Source organism: Sulfuriferula thiophila, from assembly GCF_003864975.1.
Taxonomy (GTDB): domain Bacteria; phylum Pseudomonadota; class Gammaproteobacteria; order Burkholderiales; family Sulfuriferulaceae; genus Sulfuriferula; species Sulfuriferula thiophila.
Window position 1 is genome coordinate 1 of the sequence record NZ_BHGL01000006.1, and the last position, 17,292, is coordinate 17,292.

At 54.1% G+C, this 17,292-nt stretch carries 27 protein-coding genes; 15 read left to right on the forward strand and 12 right to left on the reverse strand.

The window, feature by feature from the left end; translation table 11 throughout:
• Positions 1 to 119: 119 nt before the first annotated feature.
• The 4 genes from EJE49_RS02380 to EJE49_RS02395 all read right to left on the reverse strand — a co-directional run bounded on the left by EJE49_RS02380 (position 120) and on the right by EJE49_RS02395 (position 2,586).
• On the reverse strand, positions 120 to 644 hold the full coding sequence (locus EJE49_RS02380) for a cysteine hydrolase family protein (protein ID WP_124948814.1): 525 nt from the start codon (positions 642 to 644) through the stop codon (positions 120 to 122).
• Between the two features lie 95 nt (positions 645 to 739).
• The gene (locus EJE49_RS02385; RefSeq protein WP_124948815.1) at positions 740 to 1,225 is read right to left on the reverse strand and encodes a hypothetical protein; all 486 of its coding nucleotides are present in this window, start codon (positions 1,223 to 1,225) and stop codon (positions 740 to 742) included.
• A gap of 145 nt (positions 1,226 to 1,370) precedes the next feature.
• Entirely contained in the window at positions 1,371 to 1,787 is a 417-nt protein-coding gene (locus EJE49_RS02390; RefSeq protein ID WP_124948816.1) for a WapI family immunity protein, read from the reverse strand.
• Between the two features lie 76 nt (positions 1,788 to 1,863).
• Positions 1,864 to 2,586 (reverse strand): hypothetical protein, encoded by a 723-nt coding sequence (locus EJE49_RS02395; protein WP_124948817.1) that lies wholly within the window; start codon positions 2,584 to 2,586, stop codon positions 1,864 to 1,866.
• 112 nt (positions 2,587 to 2,698) lie between these two features.
• On the opposite strand from EJE49_RS02395, the gene EJE49_RS14060 reads away from it, so the two are divergent.
• A complete protein-coding gene (locus tag EJE49_RS14060; protein ID WP_189941623.1) occupies positions 2,699 to 2,860 on the forward strand; it encodes a hypothetical protein in 162 nt (53 codons plus the stop codon).
• 132 nt (positions 2,861 to 2,992) lie between these two features.
• Here EJE49_RS14060 and EJE49_RS14400 read toward each other — a convergent pair whose 3' ends face one another.
• The 8 genes from EJE49_RS14400 to EJE49_RS02435 form a co-directional block, all read right to left on the reverse strand.
• A complete protein-coding gene (locus tag EJE49_RS14400) occupies positions 2,993 to 3,283 on the reverse strand; it encodes a helix-turn-helix domain-containing protein (RefSeq protein WP_124948818.1) in 291 nt (96 codons plus the stop codon).
• Complete coding sequence (locus EJE49_RS02405) at positions 3,222 to 3,455, reverse strand: YccJ family protein (protein ID WP_124948819.1); 234 nt, start codon at positions 3,453 to 3,455, stop codon at positions 3,222 to 3,224. Before EJE49_RS02405 ends, EJE49_RS14400 begins: the two co-directional genes overlap by 62 nt.
• Before the next feature lie 198 nt (positions 3,456 to 3,653).
• Positions 3,654 to 4,004: a hypothetical protein gene (locus EJE49_RS02410; RefSeq protein WP_124948820.1), complete on the reverse strand. Its 351-nt coding sequence runs from the start codon at positions 4,002 to 4,004 to the stop codon at positions 3,654 to 3,656.
• A gap of 367 nt (positions 4,005 to 4,371) precedes the next feature.
• Positions 4,372 to 4,638, reverse strand: a complete 267-nt coding sequence (locus EJE49_RS02415) for a type II toxin-antitoxin system RelE family toxin (RefSeq protein ID WP_124948821.1) — start codon at positions 4,636 to 4,638, stop codon at positions 4,372 to 4,374.
• Entirely contained in the window at positions 4,622 to 4,852 is a 231-nt protein-coding gene (gene relB / locus EJE49_RS02420; protein WP_223246707.1) for a type II toxin-antitoxin system RelB family antitoxin, read from the reverse strand. The genes EJE49_RS02415 and relB overlap by 17 nt, the downstream gene beginning before the upstream one ends.
• A 71-nt stretch (positions 4,853 to 4,923) precedes the next feature.
• Positions 4,924 to 5,226 carry a DUF2288 domain-containing protein gene (locus EJE49_RS02425; RefSeq protein ID WP_124948823.1) on the reverse strand — a complete coding sequence of 101 codons (303 nt, stop codon included), beginning with the start codon at positions 5,224 to 5,226 and terminating at the stop codon, positions 4,924 to 4,926.
• Between the two features lie 10 nt (positions 5,227 to 5,236).
• Entirely contained in the window at positions 5,237 to 6,688 is a 1,452-nt protein-coding gene (locus tag EJE49_RS02430) for a DNA recombination protein RmuC (RefSeq protein ID WP_124948824.1), read from the reverse strand.
• Position 6,689: 1 nt separating this feature from the next.
• Positions 6,690 to 8,846 (reverse strand): UvrD-helicase domain-containing protein, encoded by a 2,157-nt coding sequence (locus tag EJE49_RS02435; RefSeq protein WP_124948825.1) that lies wholly within the window; start codon positions 8,844 to 8,846, stop codon positions 6,690 to 6,692.
• Positions 8,847 to 8,892: 46 nt separating this feature from the next.
• On the opposite strand from EJE49_RS02435, the gene EJE49_RS02440 reads away from it, so the two are divergent.
• From EJE49_RS02440 to recX, 14 genes are all read left to right on the forward strand, one after another.
• The gene (locus EJE49_RS02440) at positions 8,893 to 9,279 is read left to right on the forward strand and encodes a rhodanese-like domain-containing protein (protein WP_124948826.1); all 387 of its coding nucleotides are present in this window, start codon (positions 8,893 to 8,895) and stop codon (positions 9,277 to 9,279) included.
• Position 9,280: 1 nt separating this feature from the next.
• The gene (locus tag EJE49_RS02445; RefSeq protein WP_223246708.1) at positions 9,281 to 9,670 is read left to right on the forward strand and encodes a DUF2237 family protein; all 390 of its coding nucleotides are present in this window, start codon (positions 9,281 to 9,283) and stop codon (positions 9,668 to 9,670) included.
• A gap of 67 nt (positions 9,671 to 9,737) precedes the next feature.
• Positions 9,738 to 10,469, forward strand: a complete 732-nt coding sequence (locus tag EJE49_RS02450; protein WP_124948827.1) for a YebC/PmpR family DNA-binding transcriptional regulator — start codon at positions 9,738 to 9,740, stop codon at positions 10,467 to 10,469.
• Positions 10,470 to 10,483: 14 nt separating this feature from the next.
• The gene (locus EJE49_RS02455) at positions 10,484 to 11,080 is read left to right on the forward strand and encodes a riboflavin synthase (RefSeq protein ID WP_124948828.1); all 597 of its coding nucleotides are present in this window, start codon (positions 10,484 to 10,486) and stop codon (positions 11,078 to 11,080) included.
• Positions 11,077 to 12,168 (forward strand): bifunctional 3,4-dihydroxy-2-butanone-4-phosphate synthase/GTP cyclohydrolase II, encoded by a 1,092-nt coding sequence (gene ribBA / locus EJE49_RS02460; RefSeq protein WP_124948829.1) that lies wholly within the window; start codon positions 11,077 to 11,079, stop codon positions 12,166 to 12,168. The genes EJE49_RS02455 and ribBA overlap by 4 nt, the downstream gene beginning before the upstream one ends.
• A gap of 53 nt (positions 12,169 to 12,221) precedes the next feature.
• Positions 12,222 to 12,449, forward strand: coding sequence for an AbrB/MazE/SpoVT family DNA-binding domain-containing protein (locus EJE49_RS02465; protein ID WP_124948830.1), 228 nt, complete (start codon positions 12,222 to 12,224; stop codon positions 12,447 to 12,449).
• A 5-nt stretch (positions 12,450 to 12,454) separates the two neighbouring features.
• On the forward strand, positions 12,455 to 12,835 hold the full coding sequence (locus EJE49_RS02470) for a type II toxin-antitoxin system death-on-curing family toxin (RefSeq protein WP_124948831.1): 381 nt from the start codon (positions 12,455 to 12,457) through the stop codon (positions 12,833 to 12,835).
• A gap of 10 nt (positions 12,836 to 12,845) precedes the next feature.
• The gene (ribH, locus tag EJE49_RS02475; protein ID WP_124948832.1) at positions 12,846 to 13,313 is read left to right on the forward strand and encodes a 6,7-dimethyl-8-ribityllumazine synthase; all 468 of its coding nucleotides are present in this window, start codon (positions 12,846 to 12,848) and stop codon (positions 13,311 to 13,313) included.
• Positions 13,310 to 13,741 (forward strand): transcription antitermination factor NusB, encoded by a 432-nt coding sequence (nusB, locus tag EJE49_RS02480; RefSeq protein WP_124948833.1) that lies wholly within the window; start codon positions 13,310 to 13,312, stop codon positions 13,739 to 13,741. Before ribH ends, nusB begins: the two co-directional genes overlap by 4 nt.
• A 10-nt stretch (positions 13,742 to 13,751) precedes the next feature.
• Positions 13,752 to 14,711, forward strand: coding sequence for a thiamine-phosphate kinase (gene thiL, locus EJE49_RS02485; protein ID WP_124948834.1), 960 nt, complete (start codon positions 13,752 to 13,754; stop codon positions 14,709 to 14,711).
• Positions 14,692 to 15,180 carry a phosphatidylglycerophosphatase A family protein gene (locus EJE49_RS02490; protein ID WP_124948835.1) on the forward strand — a complete coding sequence of 163 codons (489 nt, stop codon included), beginning with the start codon at positions 14,692 to 14,694 and terminating at the stop codon, positions 15,178 to 15,180. The genes thiL and EJE49_RS02490 overlap by 20 nt, the downstream gene beginning before the upstream one ends.
• Positions 15,177 to 15,671: a CinA family protein gene (locus EJE49_RS02495; protein ID WP_124949235.1), complete on the forward strand. Its 495-nt coding sequence runs from the start codon at positions 15,177 to 15,179 to the stop codon at positions 15,669 to 15,671. The genes EJE49_RS02490 and EJE49_RS02495 overlap by 4 nt, the downstream gene beginning before the upstream one ends.
• Positions 15,672 to 15,776: 105 nt before the next feature.
• The gene (recA, locus tag EJE49_RS02500; protein ID WP_124948836.1) at positions 15,777 to 16,814 is read left to right on the forward strand and encodes a recombinase RecA; all 1,038 of its coding nucleotides are present in this window, start codon (positions 15,777 to 15,779) and stop codon (positions 16,812 to 16,814) included.
• A gap of 11 nt (positions 16,815 to 16,825) precedes the next feature.
• Positions 16,826 to 17,281, forward strand: a complete 456-nt coding sequence (recX, locus tag EJE49_RS02505; protein ID WP_189941625.1) for a recombination regulator RecX — start codon at positions 16,826 to 16,828, stop codon at positions 17,279 to 17,281.
• The last annotated feature ends 11 nt before the right edge of the window (positions 17,282 to 17,292 follow it).

Below are 17,292 nucleotides of genomic sequence, written 5' to 3' on the forward strand. Positions count from 1 at the left end.
CAGAAACGATTCGGGTGGGAAAATTGCGTCCGAAAATCAGTGAAAAAGGGGTTTTTCTACAGCGTCAACGTAAAGTTGAGGGGCGCGCCGCTTTTGGCGCGTCCCGCTCGAACGAAATGTTAGCCCTCAATGTTTATATCCTCCGATTGAACGGTTGTTATCGTAGGGCCCATTGATAACGTTAAATTGTGGTGCTCTCGGATTTTCTGTGCTGATAGGTGTTTCTTATCATGCGTTGTGTGAGCATCGGAAACGAGTTGCACGGTATAACCTAGGCCGGTGGCCCTACGCGTTGTATTGTCAATACAAAACTCCGAAGCATAACCACAGATAACTAGATTGGTGATATCGAGTGATTTCAATTTTTCTTCGAGGTCTGTCCGAAGGAATGAATCACCTGTGGTTTTACGCACGAGAATATCGGTATCTTTAACAACCAAATCTTTCTGTAATTGCCAACCTTCACTTTCATGATCCAAATAGCCTGGCACTTCGTGTTGGATCAAAAAGACCGGAACGCCAGCGGCTCTCGCCAGAGTGGCTACGTGATTAATTCGTTTCACGACTTCGTCAGCTTCAAACGGTCGGGGATTGGTATCAAAGACCTTGGCCTGAACATCAGTTACCAATAATGCTGATTTCATTTTTTGCTTCTCTTTTGAGGGCTAACGTGGAGGTCACCGGCGCTGCGCGGCTTTATCGCGCAGCGTCCGGTGGACCGCAGGGTTAGACCTTGTGCTCAACCTAACGCGCCCGCCCTCACTAGTTCTTGATGCTGCCCGTTGATTGCCATCACAGCTTCGTGGCCGCGTGCCCAGTGGCTAAGAAGAATTTCGCTTGATTTTGTGAAGCGATGTCCAATGCGAATGGAGTAAGACTTGAAGAGCCAGCTTCCCATGGACTGAAAATACACAGCTTCATCGAGGTCGCGCCATTTCACACCGGCAACCCCTTTGTTCCAGGGCAGGACACCGGAGTAAACCCAAACCCCGACATCATCAAAGTACAAGTGGAAACTCTTCAGAAGCAGGAATTGGTAGACCACAAATGCAAGTGAAGCGACCAATAAGACGACCCCAGCAGTGGCTGAAGCAGACCATGCCAATGGCGTTACGATAAGAAGTAGGACGATGCCAACAAGAACGACACGTACGTACGCTGTCCATGACTTTCCGCCAAGGCTTGCGATTTCAGATTGGACGGTAGCGCTGTTATCTTGATCCATGTGTTTCCTCCGATAGGTGAGTGTGAAAAAGGTCTAACGTAAAAGTGAGGGGCTGGCCGCACTGCTGTGCAGCGAAACCCCAAATAAATTTGGTACCAACGTCACTAAAAAAGCATGCAATGGCCAGTCCCTCTCGACTGCCTTGTTAGAGTACATGCTTCCCGCCTAAATCTACAATGAGAGAGTCTATGCTTTGACGAAGACTTGGTAAAAAACTCTGATCAATGTTGAACGCTCCCGATAGGACTGTAGGTATGCCATCGGGTCTTTCGCTTTCGAGCGAATAGTTACCGACAATACCTCCGAGTGACTGCATCTCCAATTTAATAATGATATCTGGCTCGGCACTAGCAAGAACTGCGGTGCTTGATTTGCCTACTGACTCGTACATGACACCAACCTCGTTTGCGAAATGTGTCAGATCGCCCAACTGAAGCCACGCTTCAAAGTCGCCGCTAAAGCCATTGGCTTCCACCAGCACTTGGACGCGGACCCAATCTTCATCATCCACTAACCTCTGTGGACGCAGTTCGATATGTAGGCCATGAGCATGTAGTTTCATGTTCTCTAACGTTCAAGGTAACCGGCCTGCGCGGCTTTTCGCGCAGGTCCGGTTGACCGCAAGGTTAGCTCTCACCTCAGTTACTCCGAGTGACCGCGTTGAATGAAGCGCCTGCACGAATGAGTGAAAGCCGACCGTACACTGAGGAGTTACCGACTTCTGCAAGCCATTGCGCAACCTCGACCTTTGCGGCGGAATAGTTCCACGTTAGAAGATCGTTGTCGGATACAAAGAAGTCGCGTGCAGCGTCTAGCGTTTTGACGCTCTTGGTTTTTGGAGTCGCGCCTCCGGCTAGGATGTACTTGGGTCGGAAATCAACCTGCATTGCGAGACCTTCATCGAACCATACCGGAACCTGTGTGATCCTGCCCCAGAAACCGACCCGGTCAAATAGCTCGGCGTGCATGAGTTCGTGCGCGACTACATCGACGTTCTGGCCTTTTGGCCCAACGATCAGGCAGGCTCTGGTGCCCGCAAAGCTGGTGCTCGCGTACTCATTGAGTTTCAGCGGCCAAAAGGCGCGGGGATTGTTGAAGAAGACGACAATCGGCTTTGCGCGTGGGACACCAAAGGTATTTTGAATTCTGGTTCTAGCGAGCGACAGGAGTTGAAGAACAGCAGCATTATCTTGGGCGCTTGAACCACTTTCAACCAGTGTTCCATCCAGAAGCGGGACGAACGGTTCAGTACCGATGATGGCGCATGCCGCGACACCTGGATTTGCGAACGCATAGGCAGCCAAACCAATTAGTGTGGTTGCGATAGCTGATGCGAGAAGAGTTCTTCGCCGGATGGGCATAGTTGGACCTGTGAGAGCTAACGTAAAGTTGAGGGGCTCGCCCGCTTCTGGCGAGTCCCGCTCGAACGGTGGGTTAGGTGACTTTACTAGACACGCAACCGCAACGCAAATAATGTTACAAAAAACCATACAAGGCAATGCTAGTGCGGCTTGCAGGCAAAAGTTAATGCAGGTTTCCGGCTTGCATCGCGCCACAAAAATGAACGACGAACATGGCGAAAAAACTTTCAGTGGCGTGATGCAAACGGACAGCAAACTGTCCTCAACGAATTAAACTTTCAGGCTGGCGGAGCCTTGACCCTTTATAACTTTCACTACACCGTAGCCAGAATGACCTAACGCTCCGCATGAGGGGCCGGGCGCGGCCTCATCGCGCACGGTCCCGCTCGATGCGGTTGTTGGAGGGCTAGTCGATGACGAACGGGAACTGGAGGTTTGACAGAATGCAGAACAGGTGCATTGCGGCGACGGGCATTCGGTTGTGGCCGTACTCCCAATCCTGCCAAGTTCGCAGCTTGGCATGCACGCGCTCGGCCGCTGCCTCCTGTGTAAGCCCGGCAGCCTCGCGGGCGGCACGGACCTCCTCTTTCGTGGGCGACGGAACGTGGCTTTCGCCCCGGCCTCGGTTCGGATGGTTACGCACGGATTTCAGCGGCCCATTGGTCACCGGAGGCACCCCAGCAGAATTCTGTGTCATCGATGAGGCCGTTCTTGGTAGCGCGCTCCCAGATGGCGATCATCTCGGCCTCGGTCGGCGCTTCCCACACGCGCACGGCCTCGGTTTCATTGCCGCCGGCCACGTACAGGATGGCCTCCATGAGTTCGGTGGAGGTTTCGCGGCTGTCGGCGGTTTCGATGAAGTTGGTCATTTTCTGCTCCTGCCCCTGATCCCGAGGCGCGGTTGTCGTGTATCGACAGTTCGGATTATACGTAACACGTACAAGAAAGCAAGCGCTATTTGCAAAATATTCGAGGGCGGTTCCAAGCCCGCCAACGTGAAGCTAAGGGGCGCCGCGCTTTTGCGGCGTCCCTCTTGAGCGCAGGGTTAGGATTTGCACCTACCTGTACTAACTGATCCATGGAATATCCAGCATAAATTTTATGGCAATTAACTCCACCGGTATCGTTGCGAATGGTAGGCAAAATGCTAGTGTTGTTTTTCGCTTAACAAGAAAAATAATGGAAACTAAACACAACAGAACGAATACACCAATTAGGATGCCAAAAGAAAACTGATTTCCCTGACCATTATTACCTGCTCCTGCACCAGCAAAAACTATGAACACAAAGCCAACAAGAGCATTGATGGCAATTGAGCCTAAAAGTGATAATGCCGCAGGCAATAACGAAGGCTCACATTTGCACGCTACTACTGTGCCAGGTAGTTTCTTTCCGCATTTAGGACAATAGTATGACATGCAACTCCTAACGTAAAGTAGACACCCTAAAAAGCGCCATCAAAAGCACCTTCGAGGTGTATAAACTGGGAATTTTTAAGCAATGCTTTGAATTTATTGATGATAAAATTTTCGCCCACCCTAATTTTTTCGAGAAAAACACCACTAGAAATCCTTGTATATTGCTAAAAATATAGTCAGTTAAAATATCTCGGAACCTGAATGGTATATTATCTCAATGCCCCCGCTCTTGCACCAATATCCACGGTGCTACCACCGTCCAGTTCGCAGGTTTGCACTGCTCCCAGTCCAGTATTTAGGGACCTGGCTTTGCATTTGAAATTTTAATTTTTGTGTTCGTTTGAAACGTAACAATCGAGTGATTGGTTTATCGGTAAACTTCACGCCTGTTGCCAATTTGTACTACGAGGATACGCACAGCGTTATCTTGTATGTCACAAATGACTCGGTAGTCACCAACCCGATAACGCCATAATCCACCCAGTGGACCAGTTAATGCTTTGCCAGTGTTGCGCGGGTTTTCTAGTGTAGCGATGCGTTCACTCAGGTAATCAACGATACGGCGTGCTGTTGGTTTATCGAGCTTGCGTAACTGTAGTTTTGCTGTGTCAGCATAATCAATCGTCCAGACCAAGGTCTTTCCTTACGTCTGCTGTTGAATGTACTGTCTCTTGTCCCTTGCGCACCCGTTCCAGGACATCCGCGGCAAGGTAATAATCTTCCATATCCTCAATGCCTTGTTCAATAATTTCCCGCAGGTAATAGGCTTTGGTTCGCCCTGTTTGCGTAGCCAGAAAATCAAGCCGTTGCTCGGTTTCGGCAGTCAGGCGTATTGAAGTAGCCATCATCAACTCCTAATAAAATACATGTATTCAATATATCACATAGTCTTGAATAATTCCGTAGTGATAATGAAATCTCAATGCCCCCGCTCCTGCACCAATATCCACGGTGCTACCACCACCGTCCAGATCGCCGGTTTGCGCTGCTCCCAGTCCAGTGCTGTTTCATCGTCTAGCTTGACCAGTTGGCCGCCTATCATCCAGTCGCGCACGCAGTCGGTGTCGTCACTGGCGATATGCGCGGCGACGTCGATCAAGTCGAGGCTGTTATCGACTTTGATTAACTGGCCTTTGGCGAAGAACGGCTGCAGTTCGGTCCAGTCGGCTTTGGCGGTTTCGGTGTTGAGCTTGGCGCGCATTAATTCTAGTGGAGTGGTCATGCTGATTTCCTTATTCTTCGTCAGGCAGTAGCGAAGGGGTAGGGGCACGCAGGTGCTCCAGGTCGACCGACTCTATCTGGCTGAAACGTTTGCTGATTTTCTGGCTGCTGATGTGGACTTCGGTGGCGTCTTCGTTAGCCTGGCGGATGTGGTCGGCGAGCTTCTTCATGCGTGTGTCGAAGCGGGCGAAATCCTTGCCTAGCTTGGATAACTCGTCTTTGATGATGTGTACCTGACGGCGGGTTTCGACGTCTTTGATGACGGCGCGGGCGGTGTTGAGCACGGCCATCAGCGTGGTCGGCGAGACGATCCATACGCGGCGCGCCATGGCGTATTCGACCAGATCGCCGTGGTAAGCGTGGATCTCGGCAAACACGGCTTCGGCAGGGATGAACATCACTGCGCCGTCGGAGGTTTCGCCTTCGATGATGTACTTGCTGGCGATGTCGTCGACGTGTTTCTTGACGTCGGCCTTGAACGCGCGCGTGGCTGCGGTGCGGTCGGCTTCTGCCGTATCGCGCGAGAACATGCGGGTGTAGTTTTCCAGCGGGAACTTGGAATCGACGGCGACGCGCCCGGTCGGCTCCGGTAATACCAGCATGCAGTCGGCGCGGCTGCCGTTGGACAGCGTGGCCTGAAATTCGTAGGCATCAGGGGGCAGGATGTTGCGCACCAGACCTTCCAGCTGCACTTCGCCGAAGGCACCGCGCGAGCGTTTGTCGCCTAATAATTCTTGTAGCGTGACGACGTTGGTGGTGAGGCCGTCGATCTTCTTCTGCGCTTCGTCGATAGTGGCGAGGCGCGCCATGACGTTGGCAAAGGTTTCGTTGGTTTTTTTGAAACCGTCGTCCAGACGCTCGGTGACTTTGCCTGAGATTTCCGCCAGACGGGTGTCTACGCCTTTGGCCAGTGTTTCTACGGCAGCGGCGAGCTGGGCGCTGGCCTGCTGCATGGTGGTCTGGATCAGTGCCTGTTCGGCGCGGGCTTGTTCGGCCAGTGTTTGTAAGGTTTTGCTGAGGAATTCGGCTTGCGCGGTTTGCAGTCCGGCGGCGAATTCACCCAGCTGCTGATTGACTGCGGTGCGGCTGTTGGCCAGCTCTGCCGCTTGCGATTGTGCCAGCGCATGCATGGCGGTGCTCATGGCCTCGCGGTTGGTAGCGAGCTGGGTGGATTGCTCCAGTTGCAGCGCCTGTACCGCGCTGCGCGTGCTCGCCAGCTCGGTGCTGACCAGTGCGCGCAAGCGGTCGGAGACATCGAGCAAGGCTGTCTGGGTACGGTCAGATTGAGTGCCCAAACCCTGATGCAGGTCACTCAACATGGCGCGGTGGCGCTGCTCCAGCCCGGCGTCGAGCTGGGCGGGGAGTTGTGCCAGTGTTTTTTGCAGGGTGTTGATGCGTAATGCCAGCCAGATAAGGATGGTAACGGCGACCAGAGCGGCAATAAGGGTGAGGATAGTGAGCATGTCAGGCGACTTCGAGTTTAGCGTATTCCAGTGCTAACCATTTTACCCCATGCGCGCCGCCGAAGTTGATTTGCACACGGGTGTCGTCGCCCTGACCTTCGACGTTGATGACCACGCCGACACCGAATTTGGCATGGCGTACGCTCATGCCCATGCGCCACGGTGAGCTGCTGTGTTGCTGGGCAGCGCGGGCAACCGGCACGGTGTAGGCGTCAACATCGGGTGCATAGCCTTTATTGATGGGTTTCAGTAACTCCATCGGGATCTCGCCGAGGAAGCGTGACGGGATGCCGTAGCGGGTCTGCCCGTGCAGCATGCGGCTTTGTGCGTGGCTGATGTACAGGCGCTGGCGGGCGCGGGTGATGGCGACATACATCAGGCGGCGCTCTTCTTCGATGCCGCTTTGCTCGCTCAGCGACTGCTCGCTGGGGAACAGGCCTTCTTCCAGTCCGCTGAGGAATACTGCATGAAACTCCAGTCCCTTGGCGGCGTGCACGGTCATTAACTGCAATGCGTCATGGCCTTCGCCGGCTTGGTGCACGCCGGCTTCCAGCGCGGCATGGGCGAGGAAGCTGGCCATCAGCCCGCCGTTATCCTCGGCGTCGGCCAGTGCATCGGGGTCGTTGATGAATACAGTGGCGGCGTTTATCAGCTCGTTCAGGTTGTCGACCCGATCTTGCCCATCTTTTTCATTCACATAGTGCATCATCAGCCCGCTGGCTTGCAGGATATGCTCGATGGCTTCGGGCAGGGTGACGCCGAGGGTGGCTTCTTGCATGCTGCGGATAAGTTGAACAAAGCCGGGTAGGCCTTTGCTGGTCGGTGCATCACCAGCCTTGGCGCTGGCGGTATGCCACAGGCTGGATGAACTCTGCTGCGCGGCGTCGATGAGCTGCTCCAGGCTGCGCGCGCCGATGCCACGGGTAGGGAAATTCACCACGCGGGTAAAAGCGCCATCGTCTTCGGGATTGGACAGCAGGCGCAAATATGCCAGCGCGTGCTTGACTTCCTGACGCTCAAAAAAGCGTAAGCCGCCATAAACTTTGTAGGGGATGCCGGCACCGAACAGGGCGTGTTCCAGCACCCGCGATTGGGCGTTGGAGCGATACAGCACGGCCATGTCGTTGAGGGCGATGCCTTCGCGATGCAGTGCTTGCGATTCTTCGGCGATGAAGCGGGCTTCTTCCTGATCGTTATAGGCCAGATAGACGCGGATCGGTTCGCCTTTGTCAGCGGCAGTCCAGAGGTTCTTGCCCAGCCGTTCCGGGTTCTGGCTGATTAGCGCATTGGCGGCGTCGAGGATGTTGCCGTGGCTGCGGTAATTCTGTTCCAGTTTGATGATGTTGTCGTGCGCGTAATCGCGCTGAAATTCGTTCATGTTGCCAGTGTGCGCACCGCGGAACGCGTAGATGGACTGGTCATCGTCACCCACGGCCATCAGTGCTGAATCCGCGCCGGCAAAGTGCTTGAGCCAGCGGTATTGCAGGCGGTTGGTATCCTGAAATTCGTCCACCAGTATGTAGCGGAAGCGTTCCTGATAATGGCGGCGCAAGGCTTCGTTGCGGGATAATAATTCTTCACTGCGCAGCAGCAGTTCGGCAAAGTCCACAACGCCTTCGCGGTTGCATTGCTCGTCGTAGGCCGCATAAAATTCCACCAGACGCCGCGTGTACGGATCAAAGACGTCGATTTGCTGGGCGCGCAAACCGGCATCCTTGTTACTGTTGATAAAATTCTGCACTTTCTTCGGCTCGAATTTCTCGGTGTCCACGTTCATGGATTTGAGCAGGCGTTTGATCGCTGACAGCTGATCGGCGCTGTCGAGTATCTGGAACAGTTGCGGCAGACGAGCTTCATGGTGATGCGTGCGTAACAGCCGGTTTGCCAGGCCGTGAAACGTGCCTATCCACATGCCGCGGGTATTGATCGGCAGCATGGTGCCTAGGCGCAACTGCATTTCCTTGGCGGCTTTATTGGTAAAGGTGACGGCCAGAATACCTAATGGTGACACTTGCCCGGTCTGCAGCAGCCAGGCGATGCGCGTGGTAAGCACGCGGGTTTTGCCGCTGCCTGCGCCCGCCAGAATCAAGGCTGATTGGTGCGGCAGAGTGACCGCGGCGAGTTGTTCTGGATTTAATCCGTCGAGTAGTGATGACATGTTAGACTTTATGCATACCGCGATATTACTGTGAAGGGGAATTATAATGGCTAAACAGCTTGGCTGCTTTATTAAAGAAGCGCGTAGCCACATCGATGAATGGGATGCGGAAACCGCAGAAGAAAAACTGGGCGCCGGTGGTGTGCTGGTGATAGACGTGCGCGAGCCGGACGAGTTCAACGGCGGTCATATAGCCGGCGCGCTGAATATTCCGCGCGGCATCCTTGAGGCTTCAGCCGATCCGACTACCAAACATCGTCATCCCGTATTGTGCACCGCGCACGATAAAACCATACTGCTGTACTGCCATTCCGGCGGGCGTTCGGCGATGGCGGCCTGGGTGCTGAAGCAGATGGGTTTCGAGCAGGCGTATTCGCTGGCGGGTGGACTGGAATGTTGGGAAGCTGAAGGCTTCGATCTGGAAGCGAGCTAAGATGAACCAATCCGATGTACGTATGGCCAAAAACGTATTTGGCGAACCGCTGGTGGCGTGTTCATTCAAGCCACTGACCGGCTATTTCCGCGACGGTGCCTGCCGAACCAATGAAGAAGATCTGGGTACGCATGTGGTTTGCGTGGTGGTGACGCTGCCGTTTCTGGAATTCAGTTTCCGCAATGGCAATGATCTGACCACGCCACGGCCGCAATGGCAGTTCGCTGGATTGAAGCCGGGCGATCAGTGGTGCCTGTGCGCCAATCACTGGAAAACGGCATTCGAGGCCGGCGTGGCACCGCAGGTAGTGCTGGAAAGTACCCACCAGCGTGTGCTGGATCTGGTGAGTCTGGATGTATTGCAACGCTTTGCGCGTCCGGTTGAGGTGTAAACCCTTATCGCAACAGACGTAAAGTGGTAAAATTAAAGCATTTTTTATTACCAGCTTAGAGGGTGTGATGGCCGGACATAGTAAGTGGGCAAACATTAAGCATAAAAAAGCAGCAACGGATGCAAAACGTGGCAAGATTTTTACGCGGTTGATCAAAGAAATTACGGTTGCTGCCAAAATGGGCGGCGGCGATGCCAGCATTAATCCGCGCCTGCGTCTGGCGATGGATAAGGCGTTTGACGCCAACATGCCGAAAGACACTATCGAGCGCGCGGTGAAACGCGGCTGCGGTGAGCTGGAAAACGTGAACTACGAAGAAATTCGTTACGAAGGTTACGGTATCGGCGGTGCAGCGGTTATGGTGGATTGCCTGACCGACAATAAGGTACGTACTGTGGCCGATGTGCGCCATGCGTTCAGCAAATTTGGCGGCAACATGGGTACTGACGGCTGTGTGGCGTTTCAGTTCCAGCATTGCGGTCAATTGCTGTTTGCACCGGGCGTCGATGAAGATGCGCTGATGGAAGCCGCACTGGAAGCCGGTGCCGACGATGTGCAGACTCATGAAGACGGCAGTATCGAAGTGATTACGCCGCCGTATGAGTTGCACACCATCAAGCAGGCGCTGGAAACGGCAGGATTCAAAGCCGAATTCGGCGAAGTGAGCATGAAGCCGCAAAACGAGATCGAACTGACGGGTGATGATGCGGTGAAGATGCAGAAACTGCTGGATGCACTGGAAGCGCTGGACGATGTGCAAGAGGTGTATACCTCGGCCGTGCTCGACGAAGAGTCATAATTTTAAGGACGCCTGTGTTTACTGGAATTATTCAAACCGTCGGCAGCGTGGCCGAAGTGGAACCGCATAACGATGATGCACGGTTGCTGATCAATGCGGCCGGGCTGGATCTGGGCGATGTGGCGCTGGGCGATTCCATTGCCTGCAACGGCGTGTGCCTGACGGTGATCGCGCTGTCGCCGCAGGGTTTCAGCGTCGATGTGTCGGCAGAGACATTCCGCTGCACGGTGGGCTTTCCGCTCGGTGCGCCGGTGAATCTGGAAAAAGCCTTGCGCCTGGCCGACCGGTTGGGAGGCCATCTGGTGTCCGGGCATGTGGACGGCGTCGGTGTAGTGGTGCGCTTTGCCGCGGTGGGCGACTGCTTTGAGCTGGTGATCCGGGCGCCGGGCGACATTGCGCGTTTCGTGGTGACCAAAGGTTCAATTACCGTGAACGGCGTGAGCCTGACCGTGAATCAGGTCGACGGCGACGAGTTCAGCATCAATCTGATCCCGCATACATTGACGCATACCAATTTACATACTTTAACAGCCGGCAGTCGCGTCAACCTTGAGGTTGACATGATGGCGCGCTACGCTGAACGCATCCTCAATTATCGGGAATCCACATGAGTTTAAGTCCTATCGAAGATATTATCGCCGACATCAAGGCCGGAAAAATGGTGGTGCTGGTCGATGAAGAAGACCGCGAGAACGAGGGCGATCTGGTGATGGCAGCCGAGTTTGCCACGCCGGAAGCGATCAATTTCATGGCCAAATACGGCCGCGGTCTGGTTTGTCTGACTTTGACTGATGAGCGCTGCAAACAGCTGGGTCTGCGGCAGATGGTGGCGGATAACCAGTCGCCGTACAGTACGGCTTTTACCATCTCGATCGAAGCGGCCGAGGGTGTGACCACGGGTATCTCGGCGGCGGATCGGGCGTGCACCATCCAGGCGGCGGTAGCCAAACATGCCAAGGCCACTGACATTATTCAGCCGGGGCATATTTTCCCGCTGCGTGCCCAGCCGGGCGGGGTGCTGATCCGCGCCGGCCACACCGAAGCCGGTTGCGATCTGGCGAGCATTGCGGGGCTGGAGCCGGCCGCAGTCATTTGCGAAATCCTCAAGGAAGACGGCAGCATGGCGCGTCTGCCGGATCTGATCGAATATGCGCGTGAGCATGGTCTGAAAATCGGTGCTATCGTTGATCTGATTCATTACCGTAACCGGAATGAAAGCCTGATCGAACGCGTTGGCAGTCGTGTGATTGAAACCGCATTCGGCGAGTTTAACCTGATCGCCTATCGTGAAAAGATTTCGGGCGCAGCGCATCTGGCGCTGGTCAAAGGCGATATTCATGCCGATACCGAAACGCTGGTGCGGGTGCATGAGCCGGTATCGGTGATGGATGTGCTGGAAATGGACAGTGCACTTCATGCTTATAGCGTGAATCGCGCCATGCAGAAAATTGCGGATGCGGGCAAGGGCGTGGTGGTGCTGCTGCATCGTGCGGAAACGGCATCCGAGTTGCTCAGCCATGCCTTGCCGAGCAACGAACCGAAACCGGCACAGAAGTGGGATGTGCGCAATTACGGTATCGGCGCGCAGATACTGAAAGATGTCGGTGTCGGCAAAATGCGCTTGCTGGCAACCCAGCGCAAGATGCCATCCATGGCAGGCTTCGATCTGGAAGTCACCGGCTATAGCGAAGGCAATTGAATAGTCTCTGACTTATGCTAATATATATCAATGTATATATTGAGGTTTGAATCATGGCACAAGTGATTTTACGTAAAGTAGGTTCCAGTTTCGTTACCACCATACCGGCGGAATTGGTGCAGGAAATGCATTTGCAGGAAGGTCAGAAGTTCGAGATTGGTAAGGAAAATGGACGTTTGGTACTGGTGCCCACCAATGCTGAATTTGACGCCGCCATGGAGGCGCATCGGCTTGTCCTGAATCAGTATCGTTCCGCCTTTCAAAGACTGGCCGATGCTTAACTGAGATGCCGTTATTCATTACACTGGAGGTGGCGTTAGCCATACACCATGACCAGATAGAAATATTTGGTGGTATGCATGGTATTCGCGAACAACATTTGCTGGATTCTGCATTAGGCCAGTCTGCACAAACATTTGCTTATACTTCTGATATCTATCAGGCAGCTGCGGCCTTAGGCGTGTCGATGGCACGCAACCATCCTTTTATAGATGGGAATAAGCGTAGCGCTGCTGACTGCATGTTAACTTTTCTGGTGATGAACGGTTTGATGCCGACGTTAACCAATGTGCAGTTATTTGAATGGATGTTACGTGTTGCTATTGGCGATTTAGGACGTGACGCGCTAGCCGCGTTGTTGCATCAACACACTCAGCCCGTTGGGTAAAAGGATAAACATGGCTACATATGATGGTATTAAAGAAATAGAGAGTAATTTGGACGGCAGCGCGCTGCGCATCGGCATTGTGATGAGCCGTTTCAACCGCGATATCTGCGATGGTCTGCTGGCTTCCTGCACTAATGCGCTGGCCAAGCATGGCGTCAAAACCGACAATGCGTTGCTGACCACGGTGCCCGGTGCGCTGGAAATTCCGCTGGTGCTGCGCAAGATGGCACTGAGCGGTAAATTTGATGCGCTGGTAGCGATTGGTGCGGTGGTACGCGGCGATACCTACCATTTTGAAGTGGTGTCCAATGAAATGGCGAGCGGGATTACCCGTGTGCAGCTGGATACTGGTGTACCGATAGCCAATGCCGTGCTCACTACCGATACCGACGAACAAGCCCATTGCCGTACCCGGGCCAAAGGCGCGGAAGCGGCTGAATGTGCGATTGAAATGGCTAACCTGTTAAAAGTACTATGAGCGGAAATAGACGTAAGGCACGCGAATTCGCGGTGCAAGGTGTGTACCTGTGGCTGTTGAACCAGCAACCGGTGAGTGATGTGGTCAAACAGTTACGCGATGATCCGGTCTATGCCAGCATAGACGAGGAGATGTTTTTAGCGTTGCTGAATGGTGTGATCAGTGAAGTGCCGGATCTGGATCAGCGTCTGGTGAAATATCTGGATCGGCCGATTGCAGAGCTCAGCCCGGTTGAGCATGCCGTGCTGTTGCTGGGCGCACAGGAATTGCTGCATCATCTGCAGGTGCCGTATCGCGTGGTAATCAACGAGGCAGTAGAACTGACTAAAACCTTTGGCGGCACCGACGGGCATAAGTATGTCAACGGCGTAATGGATAAGCTTGCAGCCGAAGTGCGTAGCGTTGAAGTGAACAAGCCGCGGCGTTGATCCTGAAAGTATGTCTAGCGAATTCGATCTGATCCGGCAGTATTTTTCCCGACCTGCACCTGATGCGATTCTGGGTGCAGGTGATGATTGCGCCTTGTTACAAGTTACGCCAGGCATGCTGTTGGCGGTTTCCACCGACACGCTGGTGGCCGGGGTGCACTTCTTCCCCGATGCTGATCCGGCTTTGCTGGGCTGGAAATCGCTGGCGGTGAATTTATCCGATCTGGCCGCCATGGGCGCGACTCCGCGCTGGGCGACGCTGGCGATTACCCTGCCCGAAGTAGATGACGAATGGCTGGCTGCTTATGCTGACGGCTTGTATCGTTGTGCGGCGCAGCATCATATTAGCCTGGTAGGCGGCGATACCACACGCGGTGCGTTATGCATGACCTTGACGGTGATGGGTGAGGTGCCGCCGGGTGCGGCTTTGCGTCGTGATGGCGCACAGGCAGGTGATACGGTGTGGGTGTCGGGTTGCCTTGGCGATGCTGCGTTTGCGTTAGCTGCCATTCAGGGCCATTTGAATTTGAGCGATACCGATTTCGCAACACTCAGTACCCGTTTGCACGCCCCGGTGCCAAGAGTGGCGCTGGGGCTGGCGTTGCGCCAGATTGCAAGCAGCGCAATCGATCTTTCCGATGGCCTGCTGGCCGATCTCGGGCATATCCTGGAGCGTTCGCAAGTCGGTGCCGAGCTGGATTACACACAATTGCCGGTCAGTGAGCTGGTGCATGACCTGGCTGCGCATCCGGCGTTTGATCGCTGCGTGCTGGCAGGTGGTGATGATTACGAGTTGTGCTTTACGGCACCTGCCGATAAACAGGATGCCATCACTGCGATAGGCGCCAGCCTGGGTCTGCGGTTAACGGCCATCGGCCAGATTAGCGCAGAAGCCGGTTTGCGTGTTACGGATGGCGACGGGCTGGCAATCGCGCTGGATAGCGTCGGGTATGATCACTTTGCAAGCTGACTGGAAATTCATCACGCGTCATCCGGCGCATTTTTTCGCATTCGGATTCGGTAGCGGTCTCGCGCCTGTGGCACCGGGCACGTTTGGCACGCTGGCGGCTCTGCCTTTGTATTATGTATTGGCTGCATTTTTAAGTGCGACCCAGCTTTATGCTGTGATTGCGCTGGCGGCAATGGCTGGCATCTGGTTTTGTGGTGTGGCCGGGCGCAATATCGGCGTGGCTGATCATGGCGGTATCGTATGGGACGAGATTGTGGCGTTCTGGCTGGTGCTGGCATTTACCCCCGTGCAGCCATTATGGATAGCGGCTGCTTTTGGTTTGTTCCGCCTGTTCGATATCTGGAAGCCATTCCCGATCAATTGGTTTGATGCCCGCCTGAAAAACGGCTTTGGCGTCATGTTTGATGATCTGCTCGCTGCCGTCTATGCCATAGCGGTATTGTTGGGAGTGCAACATTGGCTGACATGAGACCTACCGATGCTGAGCTGTATCAGCTTGCCGAACAGGTTGGGCACGCCTTGAAGCAGCGTGGCTATCAACTGGTTACCGCCGAGTCCTGTACCGGCGGCTGGGTGGGGATGGTGATGACCGCCGTACCCGGCAGTTCGGCCTGGTATGACCGCGGTTTTATCACTTACAGCAACGATGCGAAACAGATGCAGCTGGATGTGTCAGCCGATACCATCGATACGCACGGGGCGGTATCGGAATCGACTGTGCGCGAGATGGCGCAGGGTGCATTGCAGCACAGTAAAGCCAATATCAGCCTGGCGATTTCCGGCATTGCCGGACCGGGGGGCGGTACACCGTACAAGCCGGTGGGTACGGTGTGCATAGGCTGGGCGCTGACCGACGGCACGCATCTGGAAACTACTTGCCGATTCAGTGGTGATCGTGACGAGATCCGTGCGCGTGCCGTGGCGGCAGCTTTGCGCGGAGTGATTGAGTTGCTGGCCTGAATCCCGCATAATCAAACTACAGACCTTTTCCCGATTGCTGAGCTGAGCTCGCAATATCGAGCAAAGGCCTTTTATATTTTCAGCAGTATCATTTAAGGAATATACATGGACGAAAACAGAAGCAAAGCGCTTGCGGCAGCCTTGGCACAAATCGAAAAAAGTTTCGGTAAAGGCTCAATCATGCGCCTGGGTGATGGTGAGGTAGTCAATGATATCCAGGTGGTATCAACTGGTTCACTGGGTCTGGATATCGCATTGGGTGTGGGTGGTTTGCCGCGCGGACGTATCGTGGAAATCTACGGACCGGAATCATCTGGTAAAACCACGCTGACGCTGCAAGTGATTGCCGAGATGCAAAAACTGGGTGGTACCGCGGCCTTTATCGATGCCGAGCATGCACTTGATCCGCAATATGCGCAAAAACTAGGCGTAAATGTGTCTGATCTGCTGATCTCGCAGCCGGATACCGGCGAGCAGGCCCTGGAAATTGCCGACATGCTGGTGCGCTCCGGTTCGGTAGATATCGTCGTTATTGACTCGGTTGCGGCATTAACACCAAAGGCCGAGATTGAAGGCGAGATGGGCGATTCTCACATGGGCTTGCAGGCTCGTCTGATGAGCCAGGCATTGCGTAAATTGACCGGTAACATCAAGCGTACCAATACGCTGGTGATTTTCATTAACCAGATACGTATGAAGATCGGTGTGATGTTCGGTAACCCGGAAACTACCACTGGCGGTAATGCGCTTAAGTTCTACGCTTCGGTGCGTCTTGATATTCGCCGTACTGGTGCAATCAAGAAGGGTGAAGAAGTGGTTGGTTCGGAAACCCGCGTGAAAGTTGTTAAAAACAAAGTAGCGCCACCGTTCAAGCAAGCTGAATTCGATATTCTGTATGGCGAAGGTATTTCCCGTGAAGGTGAGATCATCGAGCTGGGCGTTACCCATAAGATCGTTGATAAAGCGGGCGCATGGTATGCCTACAACGGCGAGAAAATCGGTCAGGGCAAGGATAATTCACGTGAATATCTGCGTGAGCATCCGGAAATCGCACGTGAAATCGAGAATAAAGTGCGTGCTGCCATCGGTATCATTCCTCACACCGCCATCATTGGCGATAGCGTGCCTGTAGACGAGGCATAAGCCCTCAGCCTATGCGCCAGGTTGTAGAAAAATCACTCCGTGCCCGTGCGCTTGATGCGCTGGCACGGCGTGAACATACCCGCCTGGAACTGCTGCGTAAACTCAGTGCGCACAGTGAAGATCTCGAACAAATCAATCAGTTACTGGACGATTTGCAAACACGTGGCTGGCTATCCGACGCGCGTTATGCAGAGCAGCGCGTCCACGCCCGTCAGTCGCGTTATGGCAGTCGTAAAATCGGCTATGAGCTGCGCGAACAAGGCGTATCGGAAACCCTGATTGCAGAAACACTCAGCAATCTTAAAGCCACCGAAGTGGAACGTGCACGCAGTATCTGGCAAAAGAAGTTTGATGCACCGGCTACTACACCCAAAGAGCGTAATCAGCAGATGCGTTTCCTGCAATCGCGCGGCTTTGATATGGATGTGATTTATCGCGTGGTTAACCACGTAGAAGATGAAGAATAAACGGCTATCTC